Below are 17,611 nucleotides of genomic sequence, written 5' to 3' on the forward strand. Positions count from 1 at the left end.
CGTCGACACGGCTGAGCGCCCCCTGTGGGAGCGCGTCAGCATCCCTCAGGGCACGCTGGACGCGGCATCCGCCGTCTATCTCGACATGCTGATCCGCGTGCTGGAGGACGGACTGATCTCGACCGGCGAGTACTCCCGCCTCGACGCGATCGCGGAACTGACCCAGCTCAGTCCTCAGCGACTCGTCACCCTGCACGCCTCGTACCTCGCGGCCGCCTACGTCGAGGTGCTCGCCGACGGCGTCGTCACCGCCGACGAACGCCGCGAGCTCGTCCAGATCGCGACGATCCTCGATCTGCCGGTGCCTGAGATCCCCGAGGTCGACGAGCCGGCCGGCACCGACAGTACCTTCACCCTCGCGCCTGGAACGCGCGTCGTCTTCGACGGCGCTCTGAGCCGCCCCGCCGAGGACTGGGCACGACTCGTCACGGATGCCGGCCTCGTGACCGGTAGCGTCACGAAGAGCTGCGCGGTGCTGGTCGCGGCGGATGCTGCGAGCCAGACGGGCAAGGCGAAGACCGCCCGCGCGCACGGCATCCCGATCGTCACCGAGGCCGAGTTCGAGCCGGTGTTCGAGGCGTATCTTCAGACGAAGAGCTGATCTGCACACAGGGGAGCTGACGCATGTTCACGATGACGACGAACGACGTTCCGGGCTACCGGATCACGCAGGTGCTCGGCGAGGTGATGGGCCTGACCGTGCGCTCCTCGAGCTTCGGGCAGGGCTTCACGGCCGGCTTCCGCTCGCTCGGCGGTGGCGAGATCCCCGAGTTCAGCCAGGTGCTCTACGAGAGCCGGATGGAGGCGGTGAACCGCATGTGGTCGGAGGCCGTGCAGCGCGGTGCCAACGCGGTCGTCGCCATGCGGTACGACAACAGCTCCGTCCAGAACTTCTTCGAGATCTGCGCCTACGGCACGGCGGTGGTCATCGAGCCGCTCGAACCTGCGGCATCCTGAGACTCCCTGCCCTCAGTGGCTTGCGCCCATCGCCCGGCCCGACAGCAGATTGGCGATGAACGTCTGAATCCGGGCGTGCATGGAAGGAGCCGCGCCATCGAGCGGCTGCTCCATCCGGTCGCCCTCGGGAAGCAGCTCGCTGAACCAGTTCCGTCGCCGGCCGGCTCGGTCCCGGCGCTGCGTCGGCGTCAGGGGAATCGCGACAGACAGCACCGGACTGTTCGTTCCGAATCGCTCGATCGCGGCATCGCTCGGAGTGAAGTCGAACGTTCGCGCATCGCCTTCAAGGGAGCCGATCGGCGTGCCGTACAGCTCAACCGCGAGTCGCATGGTCCTCGGTCCAGGTCGCCGACAGCTCCAGTCCGGAGGCGCGAGCCATGTCCAGAATGCGGCGCACGTGGATCGTCGCCTTGCCGCTCTCGATCTCGCTCACCGTGCTCTGCGGGATGTCGAGTTCGGCGGCGAGTTCGGTCTGCGTCATGCCGCTCGCGATCCGGGACTGCTGCAGCGCGAGGCCGATATCCGCAGGTGTGCGCAGCCGGGCGCGACGTTCCATGGCATCCTCCTATCGGAATATCACGATATCGATCCGGTATCGTGATATCGCGATACCGCACCCGGCCCATTCGATCGCCTGTCTGTCGCCCAGGCGCGCACGGAAGGCGTCACGCTTCTCACTGCTGACGGCAGAGTCGCCGAGTACGGGACGCCGGTGCGGCTGATCCAGTCGGGTGATCGCCGCAGTTCCCCTGATCGCTTGACCTGGAGTGCACTCCAACTTCTAGCCTTCAGATATGGCGAAGAACGAGACGCATCTCACTGTGGCGCAGATGGTCGCTGTCACGGGGGTGAGTGCCCACACCCTGCGCTACTACGAGAAGATCGGCCTGATCAGCGTGGTGGCACGCAATTCCGGCAACCAACGCCGGTATTCCGGAGCCGACGTCGAGTGGGTCAGGTTCCTGCTGCGTCTCCGAGAGACGGGCATGCCGATCGCGCTCATGCGCGAGTACGCCGAACTCCGCGAACAGGGCTCGGCCACGATCGCGCCACGGATGCGGCTGCTTGAACAGCATCAGGGGGTGCTGCGAGCTCAGCTGGCGCTGCTGCGCGCACACGGAGAAGCGCTCACGAACAAGATCACGACGTATCGGGCCGCCCTGGCCACGCAGGACACACCACGAGAGAACGGAACAGACAATGACTGACATCAGCGATCGGCAGCAGCGATTCGAGCGAGGCAAGGCGGTGCTCGACTCGATCGACGGCGCCGGGGGAGCGAACGTCGTCGAGGCCCTGGGAGATGTCTCGCCGGAGCTCGCGCACCAGGTCGTCGCCTGGGGGTTCGGGGACATCTACTCGCGGCCCGGGCTGGAGCCGCGGGATCGCCAGCTCGTCACCCTCGGCATGCTCACGGCACTCGGCGGATGCGAACCTCAGCTCGAGGTGCACATCAACGCGGCGCTCAACGTCGGGCTCACCGCGCACCAGATCACCGAGGCGCTGCTGCAGTCCGCCGTCTACTGCGGCTTCCCGCGTGCTCTCAATGCGACGTTCACTGCGAAGAAGGTCTTCGCCGAGCGTGGTCTGCTTCCGGTCGTATGACGGCGGGGCTGGTGCTCATGCCTGCGGCGCGAGCACCAGCAACTCCCCGACCTCGCATTCCAGCGCGTCGCAGATCGCGCGCAGCGTGGAGTAGCGGATCGCCCGTGCGCGGTCGTTCTTCAGCACGGACAGGTTCACGATGCTGACGCCGACCCGCGCGCTCAGCTCGGTCAGCGTCATGCCGCGCTCGGCGAGCAGCTCGTCGAGCCGGCAATGGATGCCGGTGAACTCGTCGTCCGCGTCGGCGGGGCTCATACGAGACCGTCCGTCTCGCGCTGCAGCTGCTCCTTCTCGCGCTGCAGCTGTGCGCCGTAGCGGAAGATCGCCGACAGGGCGAACAGCCCGACGGCGACGGCGAACGGCCAGAGCGGGACGCTGAGCTCGAACGGGATGGGGTGCGCATCCGAGGCCCAATCCAACGAGCGAGCGGCCAGAGTCATGCCGATCGATGTCACGATCGCGCTCAGTGCGCCGGCGATCATGACCGAGATCGACGCGATGCCGAATGTGCGTGACACGGACGGGTGGAACGGGTCGCGCAGCCGGGCGCGCCTGGTCGCGGTGTAGATCGCCCAGGCGATCGCGGCGGATGCGAGGATGCTGAGCAGCACACCGAGGCAGATCACGAGGCGCGGGCCGATGGGCGCATTGTCGATCCAGCCCTGGCAGTAGGAGATCGGCGCTGGACCTACGACGGGATCGAGCTCCACCTGGAACGTGCCGGTCGCATCGCAGGTGGGGCTGCGTATCCAACTCTGTTGCTGCGTCACCTGACGCTGCGTCGCGTCGTCAAGGGTCAGGGAGCCAGAGCCCAGATAGCGGACCCCGTTCATCACGATCCCCGTGGCGCAGAGGGCCAGGTAAGCGAGAGACGCGTTGCGCGTCACGTCCAGCGCGAGCGTGGTGCTGCCGTGCCGGCGGGCACGCCAGATCGAGAAGGCCACGATCACGCCCGCGATCGCGAGCCACAGCGCGATCCATCCCAGCCCGCCGAGCAGATCATCCGATGTGAGTTGCATCAGACCAGTCCTTCCGTGTCGCGCTGCATCCGCCGGCCCACCTCGAACGCGGCGGCGATCAGCGCGAGCGCGATGCCCCAGCCGATCGGGCTCGCGTCGAGCCGCACCAGGAACGTCCAGAACATCTCGGATGCCGGCTCGGGCAGCGCCTTCACGGCCTCGGCCCGCGCGATCCCGCCGAGCAGCGGCGCGATCATCCCCGCGACGATCAGGCTCAGCGACGCCGTTGCCAGCACGGGCACCATGGACCGGCGGAACGCCCGCTGACGGATCAGCGAGAACCCGAGCCACCACAGCGTCATGCAGACCATGATGGTGGCCAGCGCCGGCAGCACCGTCTCGCCCAGCAGGAGCCAGCGGACGCCGGCGTCCAGCGTCTCGAACGACACCGTCGACTCCGTGAACTCGGCGGATGCCACCCCTGCGGCGCCCGCGAGCGCCGGCACCTCGGCATCGTGCACCGGCATGTCCACCGCGACCGGCGAGGAGAAGATCTCGATCGCCCTGCCCACCGCCCCCGTCAGCGCCGCGATCGCGATGCTCACCGCTCCCGTAGCCACCAGTCCGAGCGTGACGGCCTCGGCCAGCGGCATCCCCCTGTTCCTGCTGTTCATCCCCTCAACCCTCCGTATCGACAATCGTTGTTATCGCTTTTCGTTAACATAACGACAGTCGATAAGGGCGTCAAGGTCTCTTGAACGTGAGGGCGCAGCGAAGCTTCCGGGAGTGAGCATCGGGGAGGGGCCCGCGCAGCGGGAGGGGCCCCGTGGGTCCTGAGCGAGCGAAGCGAGACGAAGGGCTGCGAACGACGGAAGCTTCGCGGAGCCCGCCCCACAGAAATCTCGAAGCCCACGAGCCGCAGCATCCGACGACCCAATCCGACGCACGGCGTATGCCGACGGCGAACACGGCCGTTCGACCCCGCGCCGGTCGTTACCCTCGATACAAGGCCGCAGCTGAAGCTGTGCGCCAGGCGTAGAGCCAAGGAGTCACAGCATGTTCGAGAGATTCACGGACCGAGCCCGTCGTGTGGTCGTCCTCGCCCAGGAAGAGGCGAAGATGCTCAACCACAACTACATCGGCACCGAGCACATCCTGCTCGGCCTCATCCACGAAGGTGAGGGTGTCGCTGCGAAGGCGCTCGAGAGCCTGGGCATCTCCCTCGACGCGGTGCGCGAGCAGGTTCAGGACATCATCGGCCAGGGCCAGCAGCAGCCGACCGGCCACATCCCCTTCACCCCGCGCGCCAAGAAGGTGCTCGAGCTGTCCTTGCGCGAGGCGCTGCAGCTCGGCCACAACTACATCGGCACCGAGCACATCCTGCTCGGCCTCATCCACGAAGGTGAGGGTGTCGCTGCGAAGGCGCTCGAGAGCCTGGGCATCTCCCTCGACGCGGTGCGCGAGCAGGTTCAGGACATCATCGGCCAGGGCCAGCAGCAGCCGACCGGCCACATCCCCTTCACCCCGCGCGCCAAGAAGGTGCTCGAGCTGTCCTTGCGCGAGGCGCTGCAGCTCGGCCACAACTACATCGGCACCGAGCACATCCTGCTCGGCCTCATCCGCGAGGGCGAGGGCGTCGCAGCCCAGGTGCTCGTCAAGCTCGGCGCCGACCTGAACAAGGTGCGCCAGCAGGTCATCCAGCTGCTCTCCGGCGCCCCCGGCGGGCGCGAGGCCGCCACGGTCGGTGCGCAGGCGAACGAGGGCCCGGCATCCGCGCAGGGTGGTTCGCAGGTGCTCGACCAGTTCGGTCGCAACCTCACCCAGGCCGCCCGCGAGGGCAAGCTCGACCCGGTGATCGGGCGCGAGAAGGAGGCGGAGCGGGTCATGCAGATCCTCTCGCGCCGCTCCAAGAACAACCCCGTCCTGATCGGCGAGCCCGGCGTCGGCAAGACCGCCGTCGTCGAGGGTTTGGCGCAGGCCATCGTCAAGGGCGACGTGCCCGAGACGCTCAAGGACAAGCAGCTCTACTCGCTCGACCTGGGCTCGCTCATCGCCGGTTCCCGTTACCGCGGTGACTTCGAGGAGCGCCTGAAGAAGGTCACCAAGGAGATCCGCACCCGCGGCGACATCATCGTCTTCATCGACGAGATCCACACCCTGGTGGGTGCGGGTGCCGCCGAGGGCGCGATCGACGCGGCCAGCATCCTCAAGCCGCTGCTCGCCCGCGGCGAGCTGCAGACCATCGGCGCGACCACGCTCGACGAGTACCGCAAGTACTTCGAGAAGGATGCCGCGCTCGAGCGCCGCTTCCAGCCGGTGCAGGTCAACGAGCCCACGCTGCCGCACGCGATCAACATCCTGAAGGGGCTGCGCGACCGCTACGAGGCGCACCACAAGGTGCAGATCACCGACGGCGCGCTCGTCGCCGCGGCGAACCTCGCCGACCGGTACGTCAGCGACCGGTTCCTCCCGGACAAGGCGATCGACCTGATCGACGAGGCCGGTGCACGTCTGCGCCTGAGCATCCTGTCCTCCCCGCCCGAGCTGCGCGAGTTCGACGAGAGGATCGCCAAGGTCCGCGAGGACAAGGAGGCCGCCTCCGAGGAGCAGGACTTCGAGAAGGCCGCGGCTCTGCGCGACCAGGAGAAGGAGCTGCTCGGCGAGCGGCTGCGCCTGGAGAAGCAGTGGAAGAGCGGCGACGTCTCGACCCCCGCGGTCGTGGACGAGGGCCTGATCGCCGAGGTGCTCGCCCAGGCCACCGGCATCCCCGTCTTCAAGCTCACGGAGGAGGAGTCCAGCCGCCTCGTGTTCATGGAGAAGGCGCTGCACCAGCGCGTCATCGGACAGGAGGAGGCGATCGCCGCCCTCTCCCGCACGATCCGCCGCCAGCGCGCAGGCCTGAAGGACCCGAAGCGTCCCTCCGGCTCGTTCATCTTCGCCGGCCCCACCGGCGTCGGAAAGACCGAGCTCGCCAAGGCGCTCGCCGAGTTCCTGTTCGACGACGAGGCGGCCCTGATCTCCCTCGACATGTCGGAGTTCGGTGAGAAGCACACCGTCTCGCGTCTGTTCGGCGCCCCTCCCGGGTTCGTCGGATTCGAAGAGGGCGGCCAGCTCACCGAGAAGGTGCGCCGCAAGCCGTTCTCCGTCGTACTGTTCGACGAGATCGAGAAGGCACACCCCGACATCTTCAACTCGCTGCTGCAGATCCTCGAAGAGGGTCGCCTGACCGACGGTCAGGGTCGCGTGGTCGACTTCAAGAACACCGTGATCATCATGACGACCAACCTCGGCTCGTCGGCGATCGCCGGTGGCCCGGTCGGCTTCCAGGTGGAGGGCAACTCCCAGACCACCTACGAGCGGATGAAGGGCAAGGTCGACGAGGAGCTCAAGCGTCACTTCAAGCCCGAGTTCCTGAACCGTCTCGACGACGTCATCGTGTTCCCGCAGCTGAACAAGGACGAGCTCCGTCAGATCGTGGGCCTGTTCGTCAAGCAGCTGGCCGACCGCCTGCTCGACCGCGACATGACGGTGGAGCTGTCGGATGCCGCGAAGGACAAGCTCATCGAGATCGGCTTCGACCCGGCGCTCGGCGCCCGGCCGCTGCGCCGCGCCATGCAGCGCGAGGTCGAGGACCAGCTCTCCGAGAAGATCCTGCACGGTGAGCTGAACAGCGGCGACCACGTGAAGGTCGACGTCGTCGACGGTAGGTTCACCTTCGACGCGGCCCCGCGAGGCGAGAAGGTCTCGGTCGGTGTCAACACCACCCCGACGATCCCGTCCACCCCGGATCTGGCCGCAGGCTGACCGGTCCGCACGGACACCAAGGGCCCGGATGCTTCGGCATCCGGGCCCTGTCGCGTCCCGGGCCTCCCGAGTCGCCTGCTCGGGGCCCGAATGGCGCTCTCCGGTGCGCGGAGGCAGCCATATGGGCCCCGAGAAGGGCGGAGCGCGCAGCGAATCGGGGAGCCCTTCGCAGGTTCCGGGCGGGCCGCGTCCTAATCTGGAAGCGTGAGCGAGTACACCCTCCGCGCGGCCCGCGCCTCCGACATCAACGGCATCCATGCGCTCCTGGAGCCGCTGGTCGAGCGACGCATCCTGCTCGGCAAGGACCTCGCGATCCTCTACGGCGCCGTGCAGGAGTTCGTGGTCGCCGAGGCGGACGGCGAGCTGATCGGATGCGGCGCCCTGCACGTCATGTGGGAGGACCTCGGCGAGGTGCGCACACTGCTCGTGCGCGACGACTTCCTGCACCACGGCGTCGGTCGCGCGATCGTCGAGGCACTGGAGCAGCGTGCCCGCGAGCTCGGCCTGTCCCGGTTGTTCTGCCTCACCTTCGAGACGGGCTTCTTCACCCGCCGGGGGTTCGAGCCGATCGGCGAGCACATCGTCGATCCCGACGTCTACTCGCAGCTGCTGCGCAGCGGTGACGCCGGCGTGGAGGAGTTCCTCGACCTCGCGCACGTCAAGCCCAACACGCTCGGCAACACCAGGATGCTCAAGCACCTCGTCTAGCCTGGAGGCATGCCCCGTCAGTCCGCCGCCGTCTATCGCCGCCGGAGACTCGCCGTCCTGCTGATCCTCATCGTGGTGCTCGCTGTGATCACGGGCGGACTGTGGGTGGCCATCGCGCAGCCGTGGAAGACGGGCGCAGAGCCGGCGCCGAAGACGTCGGCCGCTCCGCCGACGGGCGGGACGGCGACGGATGCTCCGCCCACGACGCCGTCGGACTCGGCGAGCCCGGATCCGTCGGGAGACCCGTCCGCGACTCCGGGTTTGGTCGCCTGCGAGGCCGGCGACGTCGAGGTGACCGCGGTGACGGATGCCGAGACCTATGCCGCGGACGCGCTGCCGAAGCTGTCGATCACGCTCACCAACAAGAGCGACCGCGACTGCACGATGAACGTCGGGTCGGCGACGCAGAAGTTCACGATCACGAGCGGCAACGACGTCTGGTGGCGTTCGACGGACTGCCAGACCGATCCGAGCGATCAGATCGCGACGCTCACGGCGGGCGCGACCGTGAGCACGAAGACTCCGGTCGTGTGGGACCGCACCCGCTCGGCGGTCGGCACCTGCGACCAGCAGAACCGTGCCCGCGCCCCGGGCGGCGGGGCCTCGTACCACGTCGAGGTCTCCATCGGCGGCTTCGCCAGCGCGAGCACGCGGCAGATCATCCTGCGCTGATACGTGGGGCTTCACGCGGATCAGATCTGAATTTCCGCCCCGCGGACCAGTATTTTGGGATACCGTGGAGTGTGGTTCTCCGAACAGTACGGTGAAGCCATCCCCAGTGGTGTCGGTATCAGCGTCCCCAGCGCTTCGACAATCATCGTGGTGAGAGCCAGAGGGCCCTCTCGAGTACCCCAGTCCCCAATGGAGGATTCGAGAGGGCCCCACTCCGTCCAGCCGACGGTCCCTCTCAGGTCGCGTCTCCTAGGCTGAGAACCATGGCGAAGAAGAGGGCCGGCGCGAAGCGCCCCGCACCCCAGGATTTCCGCTCCGAGGCCCTCGCGCAGGCGCTCGAGAAGCAGGACATGGCAGCGGTCGCCCTGGCGCTGCGCAACGGCAACACGGTCGTCCCCCTGATCAAGCCCGGTCCGCGAGACAACCCGCTCGACGGCGGCGAGGTCTGGACCTACCGTGACGCGGGCACGGGGGAGGTGGCACTGCTGCTGTTCAGCGACGCGAAGCACAAGCCCGCGAACCTGCCGCCCGGCGTGGGCATCTACTCGCCGGCATGGCTGCGGGCGTTCCTGACCACGCACCGCGAGACCATCACCACGGTGTTCCTCGACATCGCCGGGCCCCACCCCATGCAGGCGTCGCCGGAGGAGCTGCTGAAAGCGCTCGAGGCCTGATCAGAACGGCGGGATGTCCCCTTCGGGGCGTCGCTCGGTCGTGTGCGAGCGGATGTCGCTGAGCGCGGAGCGCAGCGTCTTCGAGCGATCGTCGACCACCTGGCGGTAGCCGAGCCGGGCCGCTTCGCTGCGGCGCTGCGGTGCCTGCGTCACGGGACGGATCTCTCCGGCCAGCGACAACTCGCCGACGGCGGCGATCGTGCGGGGCACCGACCGCTGTGTGATCGCGCCGGCCACGGCCACGGCGATCGCCAGGTCGGCGGCGGGCTCGGTGAAGCGCACCCCGCCCACGGTCGACACGTACACGTCGAGCTTGGACGTCTCGATGCCCGCTCGCCGCTCCAGGATCGCGAGCACCATCGCCACCCGCGACGAGTCCAGGCCGTGCGCCACGCGACGCGGGTTCGGTGCGGCGGTGGCGATGGTCAGCGCCTGCACCTCCACCGGCAGAGCACGCCGGCCCTCCATCGCGATGGCCACGCAGGTGCCGGGCTCAGCGGCGCCCTGCGAGAGGAACAGCCCGCTGGGGTCGGGCACCTCGGCGATGCCGGCGCCGGTCATCTCGAAGCATCCGACCTCGTCGGTCGGGCCGAACCGGTTCTTCAGCGCACGGATGAACCGCAGTGCGGTCTGCCGGTCGCCCTCGAAGTGGCACACCACGTCGACGAGATGCTCCAGCACACGAGGGCCGGCGACCTGGCCGTCCTTCGTGACGTGGCCGACGATGATCACCGGCAGTCCGCGGTCCTTCGCGATGCGGATCAGCGTCGCCGCCACCTCGCGCACCTGGCTGGGCTGGCCCGCGGCGCCGTCGATCAGGCCGGATGCGACGGTCTGCACCGAGTCGACGATGACCAGATCGGGCCTGACTTCGTCGATGTGCCCGAGGATCGTGGCGAGGTCGGTCTCGCTGGCGAGGTAGAGCTCGTCGTGCAGGGCGCCGGTGCGCTCGGCGCGCAGCCGCACCTGGGCGGGCGACTCCTCTGCGCTCGCGTACAGCACCCGCCGACCGGACCGGGCGGTGGACGCCGCCACCTCGAGCAGCAGCGTCGACTTGCCGACCCCGGGTTCGCCGCTGAGCAGGATCGCCGCACCCGGCACGATCCCGCCGCCGAGCACCCGGTCGAACTCGTCGACGCCGCTCGAGCGGCGCGGGGCGTCGCTGGTGGTGATCTGTGTGATGGGGCGCGCGGCGCGCTCGGCGGGCGGAGCCACGGCATCCGTCTGCCGGACGAGGCCGGTTTTCGCGCCCTGCTCCTGCACCGTGCCCCACTGCTGGCACTCGCCGCACCGGCCCACCCACTTCGCCGTCGTCCAGCCGCACTCCGTGCAGACGAAGGCGGGCGGTGCAGGACGACGGGTGGTGGCCATGCTGCAAGGCTATCCGCGGCATCCGACACCGCCCGCCCGCGCGCCGGGCATCCGGATCCGCGCTCGCCGGAGCATTATTCACGGCCCGTTTCCGGTCGGGCGTGTCGGCCCTCTGAGAGGATGGGAGCATGACAGGTGGCGGGGCCGTGTACGGGCCGATCTCGAGCTACTCGCGGGTGCGGATCCTGCACCTGCTGTTCGAAGCCGGCACCGTGGAGAGCCGCCCGGAGCTCACCATCGGCGAGCTGTGCGACGCGACCGGCCTGCACCCCAACACGGTCCGCGAGCATCTGCAGCGGCTGATCGACGGCGGCTACGTCATCCAGAGCATCGAGCACCGCACCACTCGCGGCCGTCCGCGCGTGCTGTACAGCGCCGCGACCGGCATGCCCGAGGCCTCCAGCCCCGTCGCGCGCGACAAGGTCGCCGAGGCCGCCCGCCGCGGCGACATGATGCGCCGCATCCTCGCCGAGGAGGACTCGGGACTCGGCCGGGAGGCCACTTACCAGCTGGACGCCCTGATCGAGCACCTCGAGGAGAGCGGCTTCGAGCCGGTCATCGACGAGCGCGAGCTGACCGTCGAGCTCAGCCCCTGCCCGCATGCAGCGAGCGCGCCCGAGCACCGGCCGACGCTGTGCCAGGTGCACCTCGGACTGATGCAGGGCGTGCTGAACCAGGCCGGCGGCCCGCTCGCCGCGGACTGCGTGCGCGCCGCCGCGCGCCCGGAGGAGTGCACGGTGCAGCTGCGGCTCGACGCCGCCTGAAGCCGCGGATGCCGTGCGCTTAGCGCGGGGCACCCGATTCCAGTGCTGGAATCGAGACGTGCACTTCGCGCGGATCTGTGCGCTTCGTGCGGACGGATGCCGGGAGTTCATGCGCGGGAAGCGCACAAATCCGCGTCAACCGCACGCCGGTTGCCGCCTGATCAGGCCTCGGAGGCCAGCAGCGCGTTCAGCTCCGCGGTGATGCTCGCGCGAAGCGCGTCGTGCCGGGCATCCAGCTCATGCGCCGGGTCGCGCCAGTGCGAGGCGTCGTACATCCAGACCGGCTTGCGGACGGAGTCCAGCGGCTCCCACTCGTAGCGCGGCCAGATGTGCGCGTGCACGAACGCGTCGGTGTTGCCGAGGATCTCGATGTTCATGCGCCGGAATGCCGGATCGTGCGCGCGGCAGGCGCGCTCCACGGCGGTCGCCAGCAGATCGACGTCGGACAGGTACTGCACCCGCTCCGCGCGCGGCAGGTCGGCCAGCGCCGTGGCATCCGGCACCCGGCTCAGGAGCACGCTGTACCCCGGCAGGAACTGCACGTCGCCGATCACGGCGTACCCCGCCGGTGTCGCCGCCAGCAGTGTCGGATTCTCGCCGCGGGCCGCCGACCCGATCCTGTCTTCACGCCAGTCCATGGGATGAGCCTAGGCGATGGTGCGGTTAGCCTCGGGGAGTGATCGTATGGCTCAACGGCACCCACGGTGTGGGAAAGACGACGACAAGTGCACTCGTGCAGAAGCTGGTCCCCGGCTCCCGCGTGTTCGACGCTGAGAAGGTCGGCGAGACGCTGATGGACGTGTACCCCGGCCTCCCCGAGACGGACAACTTCCAACACTGGACTCCGTGGCGGCCGCTGGTCGTCGAGACCGCTCGCCGCATCCTCGACTACACCGGCGGCGTGCTCGTGATGCCGATGACGGTGCTTGTCGAGGAGTACTGGCGCGAGATCAGCGCAGGCCTCGACGACCACGGGATCCCGGTGAGGCACTTCGTGCTGCACGCCGATCAGGCCACACTGCGAGGACGCATCGATGGCGACCGCATCATGGGCCCGTCGGAGTTCCGCCGGCAGCACCTGGAACCCTATGCACGCGCGTTCGGCTCCTGGCTTCGCGAGGAAGCAGAGGTCGTGGACACCACGACGCTGACGCCCGCCGAGGTCGCACGCCGGATCGTCGAGTCGCTCGGCCCCGGGGGCGCGCGTCCGGCATCCGACCCGTGGCGTCGAGGCCATGACGAAAACGGATGAAGCGACGATGACGATCGAGCACGCCGGCGGATAATGGGGGAATGCCCCAGACCCCCGAAGTCCAGCCTCAGGGCGCGCTGCTCGTCGGCAGCGTGAACTACGACGACGCCGAGAAGACCATGAGCACGGCGTCCGCGATGCTCGGCGACCTCCTGCGCCGCATCCCCGACGGCGAGGTCGGTCGGCGGTTCCACTGGATCATGTTCCAGCCCGACGTGCTGGGCCAGGCGGACGGCATCGAGCGGGTCGGTGACGAGCCGCGCCTGCTGCGGGGAATCGACATCCGGCCGCTGCGTCTCGCCGAGGGCGTCGACGCCGCGGGCATCCAGCTGCCGCCGCTCGGCTACGCGGATGCCGCGATCGAGTCCTACGCGATCTTCAGGCGTCTGCGCGATGCCGGTGACATCGCCGCCGGTGTGCGCTTCCAGGTCTCGCTGCCGACTCCCGTAGCCGTGGTCTCCTCCTACTTCAGCGGCGACGACCGCGCGGCGATCGACCCGGTCTACACGGCCGCGATGCGGCGCGAGCTGGACCGCATCCTCTCCGCGATCCCGCACGACGACCTCGCGATCCAGTGGGACGTCGCCAGCGAGCTCGGCATCATCGAGCGCGCCTCCGGCTACGGGCGGACGATGGAGGCGTGGTGGCCCGGCGACCCGTTCGCCGGACTCGTCGAGCGTCTGGTCGCCCTGATCGACGCCGTCCCGGCCGACGTCGAGGCCGGCGTGCACCTCTGCTACGGCGACGCGGGGGAGAAGCACTTCGTCGAGCCCGCCGACACCGCGACCCTCGTCCGGTTCGCGAACGCGGTGATCACGGCATCCGCCCGCGACCTCACCTGGCTGCACCTGCCCGTGCCGATCGACCGCGACGACGAGGCCTACTTCGCCCCGCTCGCAGACCTCGCCCCGACCTCCGAGCTCTACCTCGGACTCGTGCACCGCGAGGACGGCGCCGAGGGTGCGCGACGGCGCATCGCCGCAGCATCCGCCGTCGTCGACCGCTTCGGCGTCGCGACGGAATGCGGCATCGGCCGCGCCCCGGCGGGCACCACCGAGGAGATTCTGCGGACCCACGCCGAGGTCGCCTCCGCCTGGTGACGGGGCGGGTGAGTAGCATATGACGCATGACTCACCTTGTGACCGGTGACCGATGAGCGGCTTCGGCGCCCTCCTCTCACCCGCTGAGAGCCTGCGCGAGCAGGTCGAGGGGCAGCTCGCGTCGCGGATCGTCTCCGGCGAGATCCCGCCGGGGCAGGTGCTGACCGTGCCCACGCTGGCCGGCGACTTCGGCGTCAGTGCCACGCCCGTGCGCGAGGCGATGCTGAACCTCGCCCGCCGCGGCTTCCTGCGCCCCATCCGCAATCGCGGCTTCGAGGTGACCGAGGTCTCGCCCGACGAGCTGCGGGAACTGACCGAGGTGCGGATGCTGCTGGAGGCGCCGCCCATGCGACAGGTCGCCGGCATGCTCGACGACGCCACCGTGGCGAGTCTGCGCGAGACGGCAGACCGCATCGTGAACGCCGCGAAGACCGGGGAGTTCGACGAGTACCTCGCCGCCGACACCGAGTTCCACCTGCGCATCCTGCAGTGCACCGGCAACCGCAAGCTGGTCGAGACCGTGCGCGAGCTGCGCCAGCAGACCCGTCTGGTGGGCCTCGTGCGCCTGGCCGAGACGGATGCCCTGATCTCCACCTCCCTCGAGCACGCCGAGCTCGTCGATCTCCTCGTCGCCGGTCGCGGCGAGGAGGCCGAAGCGCTCATGCGCAGGCACATCCACCACGTCGGCGGCGTCTGGAGCGGCCACGAGGAGGAGTGACCTATCGCTGGCCGAACTCGTCGACGCGCTCGCCGAGACCAACGGCCGTGTGCTGTTCGGCGGCTGGCCGACCGGCGTCTCGGTCACCCCGGCCATGCAGCACGGCGGCCCGTACCCGGCCACCACGAGCGACGGCACCAGCGTCGGCACCGCGGCCATCACGCGCTTCCTGCGCGGCGTGGCGTACCAGGGCGCCCCGCAGGAGCTGCTGCCCGCTCCGCTGCAGGATGCGAACCCCTGGGGTTTGCCGCAGAGCATCAGCCGTGCCGGCAACTCGACCTCGTGGGGCGCTTCGGTGCGCTGACTCTTTCCGTCGAGAGCACGGCATCTCGGCGAGTGCACGGCTGCTTCACGCGAAGTTCCCGTGCGTTCGGCGAGGTCCCGTGCTCTCGACGTACGCGGGCGGAGTCGGGTGACGGCGTCAGCCGCGCAGGCGCAGATGCAGCAGCGGGTACGGCGCGCACGGCATCCGGGGTTCCGACGGTGATCTCGGCATCCGGGGCGAACGCGCGGGATTCCTCGACCGCCGCCGCGGCGCGATCGGCGTCGCGGCCGATCAGGCGGACGGTGCGCAGCGCGCGGATGGCCTGGAGCGCCTCGACGTGACGGACGGCCTGCGGCCCGGTGCCGAAGATGACCACGTCGCCGGCATCCGGCCGGGCGAGCAGGTCGACGCTGGCGATGGAGACCGCGGGGGTGCGCAGGCTGGTGAGCGCGGTGCCGTCGAGGACCGCGGTCGGCGCGAGGGTGGTGCCGTCGAGCAGGATGTACACCGCCTGGATGCGCTCGAGCCCGAGCGCGGGGTTGCCGGGCGCGACCGTGGCGAACTTCTGGCCGACGGCGCCGTCGACGGCAGCGGGCATGAGCAGCAGCTGCCCGTTGGGCACGTCGAGGATGCCGCGGGGGAGGTCGCCCTCGGGATCGAATCCGGCACGCAGGACGCGCTGCAGCTCGGCGATCGCGGCGGACATGCTGACCCGTTCGGCGATGGACTGGGCGCCTACGAGGGTGAGGTCGGCGATCACGTCGGGCATGAGTCGAGCCTAGCTCGGTAATATGTCACGCGCTAGCCTGCGCGGCTTCGCGCCTCGATTCGCGCGCAGGCCCGTCCGTATCGTAAGCTGGACGACGGTGACGTGTCCGAGCGGCCGAAGGTGCAACTCTCGAAAAGTTGTGTAGGGTAACCCCCTACCGTGGGTTCAAATCCCACCGTCACCGCCATGTGTCCTGAGTCGCGACTTCGATTACATCGAGGTCGTGGCTCAGGACTTTTTTGTTGTGTGTGGGGTTGACGTGTGGCGGAGGTGTCCTGGAATAGTCAGCTCGCTAGTTAAGGTTATGCATCTTAAAATGGAATAACATGTGAGACAATCAATGTATGGAGTCTCCTGAGCTGGTCGGCACCCCGTGGCCTGCGCACGACGTCGAGACGCTGCCCTGGCGTCAGCAGATGCGCGCTGGCACCCGGGCTGACCGGATGCTCAGTTCCGTCGACGCGACGATCCCTCCGATGATCGCGGAGCGGGACTACCTCCCGCCCGTCAAGACGACCGTCACCTCCGAGGAGGCTCTGCTCGCCGCCGCACAGGCGGACACCGATGCCGAAGGGCACTCGGCGGCGATGAGTCGCTTCATGATGCGCACCGAGTCTGTCGCCTCATCGAAGATCGAGCGCATCACCGCAGATGCAGTGGACTACGCCAAGGCCCTGGCCGGCAACCGCTCGAACACCTCCGCGACGAGCATGGTGGCGGCGAGCACCGCGCTGCACAGTCTGGTGACCGCCGTCGGAGAGCGCGGACGCTTCGAGCTCGACGATTTGCTGGTGGCGCACCGCGCACTGATGAAGGACGATCCGATGGAAGCCGACTACGCCGGGCGGCTGCGCGACCTGCAGAACTGGATCGGTGGAAGCGATTACTCCCCTCGAGACGCCCTGCATGTCCCGCCGGCTCCAGAGCGGGTGCCCGCACTCATCGAGGACCTGATCACCTATCTCAATCGCGATGACGTACCTGTGCTGACGCAGGCGGCGATCGGTCATGCCCAGTTCGAATCGATCCACGCGTTCACCGACGGCAACGGTCGCATCGGTCGCGCCATGGTGTCGGCCGTGTTCCGCCGGCGAGGTGTGACCCGCAACGCCGTCGTCCCTCTCGCCAGCGGCCTGCTCGCGAAGCGCGAGGCCTACTTCGCCGCCCTCGGCGACTACCGGAAGGGTGAGCCGGCGCCGCTGATCGACCTCTTCGCACGATCGGCGCGGTCTGCCGCGATCTGTTCCCGCGACTCCATCGCTCGCATCAAGGCCCTCCCGGACGAGTGGATGGATGAGCTGAAGCCCCGGAAGGGTTCTGCGGCTGCGGCGCTGATCCCGGCGTTCTACGACCACCCGGTCATGACCGCGGCAGAGATCGAACGGCGATCTGGATCGTCTACGCCCGCGGCCTACCTGGCGATCGATCAGCTCGTCGAAGCCGGGTTCATCGAGGAGATCACAGGCCGCAAGCGTGATCGAGTCTGGGTCGCGTCCGAGCTGCTTGCCGAGCTCGACGATCTCGACCGGCGCATTCAAGTGGCGATGATGACCTGACTGCACCGTCATACTCGATCGCGACGCCGCTGTCGGCCAGCATGCTCAAGAGTGAACGCGCCCACGGCCCAGGCCGTGATGCAGTGGCTGTCGAACCTGCTTCCTGACGCGGAGCATGGCCCGCTGAGTGGGTCGCGTGGGGGTGGTTCGATCAGCGTCATGGCTATTGCCACTGACTTTCGGCCGCCGCGGCGAACTCTCGCGTCTTCACGACACTCACGAGGATCGACCGCGGAAGTAAGCGCGCACGTCGTCAGCTTGTTCAAGCGTAAGCTCCCAGCGCTGGTTCTTCGGATGGTCTGGGTAGCGCTCGCGCAAGTAGCGACGCACGGTGATGCCTGGGCGTTCTCCGTCGTTGTGACCAAGTTCGCGGCCGAGTTCTGCCGGGGTGATGACATCGCCGAGTGTGCTCATGAAGTCATCTTTGCCGATGCCTC

General features: G+C 68.7%; 22 protein-coding genes, 1 tRNA gene and 1 pseudogene. 15 read left to right on the plus strand and 9 right to left on the minus strand.

Translation table 11 applies throughout. The features are described 5' to 3' along the window. Positions 1 to 601: BRCT domain-containing protein (locus BGN97_RS08725; protein WP_363331423.1), on the plus strand; the 601-nt coding region annotated here is incomplete at its 5' end. Positions 602 to 633: 32 nt separating this feature from the next. Further along, positions 634 to 957, plus strand: coding sequence for a YbjQ family protein (locus BGN97_RS08730; RefSeq protein ID WP_292700157.1), 324 nt, complete (start codon positions 634 to 636; stop codon positions 955 to 957). Between the two features lie 12 nt (positions 958 to 969). On the opposite strand, the gene BGN97_RS08735 is transcribed toward BGN97_RS08730, so the two are convergent. Together BGN97_RS08735 and BGN97_RS08740 are read right to left on the minus strand one after the other, a co-directional pair. Further along, positions 970 to 1,287, minus strand: a complete 318-nt coding sequence (locus tag BGN97_RS08735; protein WP_292700160.1) for a HipA N-terminal domain-containing protein — start codon at positions 1,285 to 1,287, stop codon at positions 970 to 972. Continuing rightward, entirely contained in the window at positions 1,271 to 1,513 is a 243-nt protein-coding gene (locus BGN97_RS08740; protein ID WP_292700163.1) for a helix-turn-helix transcriptional regulator, read from the minus strand. Before BGN97_RS08740 ends, BGN97_RS08735 begins: the two co-directional genes overlap by 17 nt. A gap of 238 nt (positions 1,514 to 1,751) precedes the next feature. Between BGN97_RS08740 and BGN97_RS08745 the strand changes: the two genes are divergently transcribed. Next, positions 1,752 to 2,165, plus strand: a complete 414-nt coding sequence (locus BGN97_RS08745; RefSeq protein WP_292700166.1) for a MerR family transcriptional regulator — start codon at positions 1,752 to 1,754, stop codon at positions 2,163 to 2,165. Continuing rightward, positions 2,158 to 2,562: a carboxymuconolactone decarboxylase family protein gene (locus BGN97_RS08750; protein WP_292700169.1), complete on the plus strand. Its 405-nt coding sequence runs from the start codon at positions 2,158 to 2,160 to the stop codon at positions 2,560 to 2,562. The genes BGN97_RS08745 and BGN97_RS08750 overlap by 8 nt, the downstream gene beginning before the upstream one ends. 15 nt (positions 2,563 to 2,577) lie before the next feature. On the opposite strand, the gene BGN97_RS08755 is transcribed toward BGN97_RS08750, so the two are convergent. From BGN97_RS08755 to BGN97_RS08765, 3 genes are read right to left on the minus strand one after another with little or no spacing between them, the layout of a single operon-like run. Further along, positions 2,578 to 2,817 (minus strand): helix-turn-helix transcriptional regulator, encoded by a 240-nt coding sequence (locus BGN97_RS08755; protein WP_292700172.1) that lies wholly within the window; start codon positions 2,815 to 2,817, stop codon positions 2,578 to 2,580. Next, complete coding sequence (locus BGN97_RS08760; protein WP_292700175.1) at positions 2,814 to 3,581, minus strand: DUF2975 domain-containing protein; 768 nt, start codon at positions 3,579 to 3,581, stop codon at positions 2,814 to 2,816. Before BGN97_RS08760 ends, BGN97_RS08755 begins: the two co-directional genes overlap by 4 nt. After that, positions 3,581 to 4,195 carry a hypothetical protein gene (locus BGN97_RS08765; protein WP_292700178.1) on the minus strand — a complete coding sequence of 205 codons (615 nt, stop codon included), beginning with the start codon at positions 4,193 to 4,195 and terminating at the stop codon, positions 3,581 to 3,583. Before BGN97_RS08765 ends, BGN97_RS08760 begins: the two co-directional genes overlap by 1 nt. A gap of 382 nt (positions 4,196 to 4,577) precedes the next feature. On the opposite strand from BGN97_RS08765, the gene BGN97_RS08770 reads away from it, so the two are divergent. From BGN97_RS08770 to BGN97_RS08785, 4 genes are all read left to right on the plus strand, one after another. Continuing rightward, entirely contained in the window at positions 4,578 to 7,325 is a 2,748-nt protein-coding gene (locus tag BGN97_RS08770; protein WP_292700180.1) for an AAA family ATPase, read from the plus strand. 204 nt (positions 7,326 to 7,529) lie between these two features. Further along, positions 7,530 to 8,033 (plus strand): amino-acid N-acetyltransferase, encoded by a 504-nt coding sequence (locus BGN97_RS08775; RefSeq protein ID WP_292700183.1) that lies wholly within the window; start codon positions 7,530 to 7,532, stop codon positions 8,031 to 8,033. Positions 8,034 to 8,042: 9 nt separating this feature from the next. Continuing rightward, positions 8,043 to 8,705: a hypothetical protein gene (locus BGN97_RS08780; protein WP_292700185.1), complete on the plus strand. Its 663-nt coding sequence runs from the start codon at positions 8,043 to 8,045 to the stop codon at positions 8,703 to 8,705. A 263-nt stretch (positions 8,706 to 8,968) separates the two neighbouring features. Next, complete coding sequence (locus tag BGN97_RS08785) at positions 8,969 to 9,379, plus strand: dehydrogenase (RefSeq protein WP_292700188.1); 411 nt, start codon at positions 8,969 to 8,971, stop codon at positions 9,377 to 9,379. On the opposite strand, the gene radA is transcribed toward BGN97_RS08785, so the two are convergent. Continuing rightward, a complete protein-coding gene (gene radA, locus BGN97_RS08790; RefSeq protein ID WP_292700190.1) occupies positions 9,380 to 10,750 on the minus strand; it encodes a DNA repair protein RadA in 1,371 nt (456 codons plus the stop codon). 128 nt (positions 10,751 to 10,878) lie between these two features. Between radA and BGN97_RS08795 the strand changes: the two genes are divergently transcribed. Further along, positions 10,879 to 11,514 carry a helix-turn-helix domain-containing protein gene (locus BGN97_RS08795; RefSeq protein WP_292700192.1) on the plus strand — a complete coding sequence of 212 codons (636 nt, stop codon included), beginning with the start codon at positions 10,879 to 10,881 and terminating at the stop codon, positions 11,512 to 11,514. A gap of 161 nt (positions 11,515 to 11,675) precedes the next feature. Here the strand turns inward: BGN97_RS08795 and BGN97_RS08800 are convergent, their stop codons facing one another. Next, complete coding sequence (locus BGN97_RS08800; protein ID WP_292700194.1) at positions 11,676 to 12,152, minus strand: diadenosine tetraphosphate hydrolase; 477 nt, start codon at positions 12,150 to 12,152, stop codon at positions 11,676 to 11,678. 38 nt (positions 12,153 to 12,190) lie between these two features. Here BGN97_RS08800 and BGN97_RS08805 point away from each other — a divergent pair, with 38 nt between their 5' ends. The 4 genes and pseudogenes from BGN97_RS08805 to BGN97_RS08820 all read left to right on the plus strand — a co-directional run. Then, positions 12,191 to 12,766, plus strand: coding sequence for an ATP-binding protein (locus BGN97_RS08805; protein WP_292700198.1), 576 nt, complete (start codon positions 12,191 to 12,193; stop codon positions 12,764 to 12,766). A 41-nt stretch (positions 12,767 to 12,807) separates the two neighbouring features. Further along, a complete protein-coding gene (locus BGN97_RS08810; RefSeq protein ID WP_292700200.1) occupies positions 12,808 to 13,866 on the plus strand; it encodes a hypothetical protein in 1,059 nt (352 codons plus the stop codon). 52 nt (positions 13,867 to 13,918) lie between these two features. Then, entirely contained in the window at positions 13,919 to 14,584 is a 666-nt protein-coding gene (locus tag BGN97_RS08815) for a GntR family transcriptional regulator (protein ID WP_292700203.1), read from the plus strand. Positions 14,585 to 14,600: 16 nt separating this feature from the next. After that, positions 14,601 to 14,888 (plus strand): annotated as a pseudogene (locus BGN97_RS08820) (aldehyde dehydrogenase (NADP(+))); the annotation flags it as partial. Here BGN97_RS08820 and BGN97_RS08825 read toward each other — a convergent pair. Then, the gene (locus BGN97_RS08825; RefSeq protein ID WP_292700206.1) at positions 14,842 to 15,618 is read right to left on the minus strand and encodes a hypothetical protein; all 777 of its coding nucleotides are present in this window, start codon (positions 15,616 to 15,618) and stop codon (positions 14,842 to 14,844) included. The pseudogene BGN97_RS08820 and the gene BGN97_RS08825 overlap by 47 nt on opposite strands. Positions 15,619 to 15,714: 96 nt before the next feature. Between BGN97_RS08825 and BGN97_RS08830 the strand changes: the two genes are divergently transcribed. Together BGN97_RS08830 and BGN97_RS08835 are read left to right on the plus strand one after the other, a co-directional pair. Next, positions 15,715 to 15,805: transfer RNA gene (locus BGN97_RS08830), tRNA-Ser, on the plus strand. Positions 15,806 to 15,962: 157 nt separating this feature from the next. Continuing rightward, positions 15,963 to 17,174, plus strand: coding sequence for a Fic family protein (locus BGN97_RS08835; RefSeq protein WP_292700209.1), 1,212 nt, complete (start codon positions 15,963 to 15,965; stop codon positions 17,172 to 17,174). A gap of 216 nt (positions 17,175 to 17,390) precedes the next feature. On the opposite strand, the gene BGN97_RS08840 is transcribed toward BGN97_RS08835, so the two are convergent. Continuing rightward, complete coding sequence (locus BGN97_RS08840; RefSeq protein WP_292700213.1) at positions 17,391 to 17,588, minus strand: hypothetical protein; 198 nt, start codon at positions 17,586 to 17,588, stop codon at positions 17,391 to 17,393. Between the last annotated feature and the right edge of the window lie 23 nt (positions 17,589 to 17,611).

It is taken from the genome of Microbacterium sp. 69-10, assembly GCF_001897945.1.
Classification (GTDB): Bacteria; Actinomycetota; Actinomycetes; order Actinomycetales; family Microbacteriaceae; genus Microbacterium.

Excerpts from the sequence above, each read along its gene's own strand:
- BGN97_RS08730 (WP_292700157.1), top strand. The coding sequence starts at position 634 with ATGACGACGAACGACGTTCCGGGCTACCGGATCACGCAGGTGCTCGGC.
- BGN97_RS08735 (WP_292700160.1), bottom strand. The coding sequence starts at position 1,287 with ATGCGACTCGCGGTTGAGCTGTACGGCACGCCGATCGGCTCCCTTGAA.
- BGN97_RS08740 (WP_292700163.1), bottom strand. The coding sequence starts at position 1,513 with ATGGAACGTCGCGCCCGGCTGCGCACACCTGCGGATATCGGCCTCGCG.
- BGN97_RS08745 (WP_292700166.1), top strand. The coding sequence starts at position 1,752 with ATGGCGAAGAACGAGACGCATCTCACTGTGGCGCAGATGGTCGCTGTC.
- BGN97_RS08750 (WP_292700169.1), top strand. The coding sequence starts at position 2,158 with ATGACTGACATCAGCGATCGGCAGCAGCGATTCGAGCGAGGCAAGGCG.
- BGN97_RS08755 (WP_292700172.1), bottom strand. The coding sequence starts at position 2,817 with ATGAGCCCCGCCGACGCGGACGACGAGTTCACCGGCATCCATTGCCGG.
- BGN97_RS08760 (WP_292700175.1), bottom strand. The coding sequence starts at position 3,581 with ATGCAACTCACATCGGATGATCTGCTCGGCGGGCTGGGATGGATCGCG.
- BGN97_RS08765 (WP_292700178.1), bottom strand. The coding sequence starts at position 4,195 with ATGAACAGCAGGAACAGGGGGATGCCGCTGGCCGAGGCCGTCACGCTC.
- BGN97_RS08770 (WP_292700180.1), top strand. The coding sequence starts at position 4,578 with ATGTTCGAGAGATTCACGGACCGAGCCCGTCGTGTGGTCGTCCTCGCC.
- BGN97_RS08780 (WP_292700185.1), top strand. The coding sequence starts at position 8,043 with ATGCCCCGTCAGTCCGCCGCCGTCTATCGCCGCCGGAGACTCGCCGTC.
- BGN97_RS08785 (WP_292700188.1), top strand. The coding sequence starts at position 8,969 with ATGGCGAAGAAGAGGGCCGGCGCGAAGCGCCCCGCACCCCAGGATTTC.
- radA (WP_292700190.1), bottom strand. The coding sequence starts at position 10,750 with ATGGCCACCACCCGTCGTCCTGCACCGCCCGCCTTCGTCTGCACGGAG.
- BGN97_RS08795 (WP_292700192.1), top strand. The coding sequence starts at position 10,879 with ATGACAGGTGGCGGGGCCGTGTACGGGCCGATCTCGAGCTACTCGCGG.
- BGN97_RS08800 (WP_292700194.1), bottom strand. The coding sequence starts at position 12,152 with ATGGACTGGCGTGAAGACAGGATCGGGTCGGCGGCCCGCGGCGAGAAT.
- BGN97_RS08810 (WP_292700200.1), top strand. The coding sequence starts at position 12,808 with ATGCCCCAGACCCCCGAAGTCCAGCCTCAGGGCGCGCTGCTCGTCGGC.
- BGN97_RS08815 (WP_292700203.1), top strand. The coding sequence starts at position 13,919 with ATGAGCGGCTTCGGCGCCCTCCTCTCACCCGCTGAGAGCCTGCGCGAG.
- BGN97_RS08825 (WP_292700206.1), bottom strand. The coding sequence starts at position 15,618 with ATGCCCGACGTGATCGCCGACCTCACCCTCGTAGGCGCCCAGTCCATC.
- BGN97_RS08835 (WP_292700209.1), top strand. The coding sequence starts at position 15,963 with ATGGAGTCTCCTGAGCTGGTCGGCACCCCGTGGCCTGCGCACGACGTC.
- BGN97_RS08840 (WP_292700213.1), bottom strand. The coding sequence starts at position 17,588 with ATGAGCACACTCGGCGATGTCATCACCCCGGCAGAACTCGGCCGCGAA.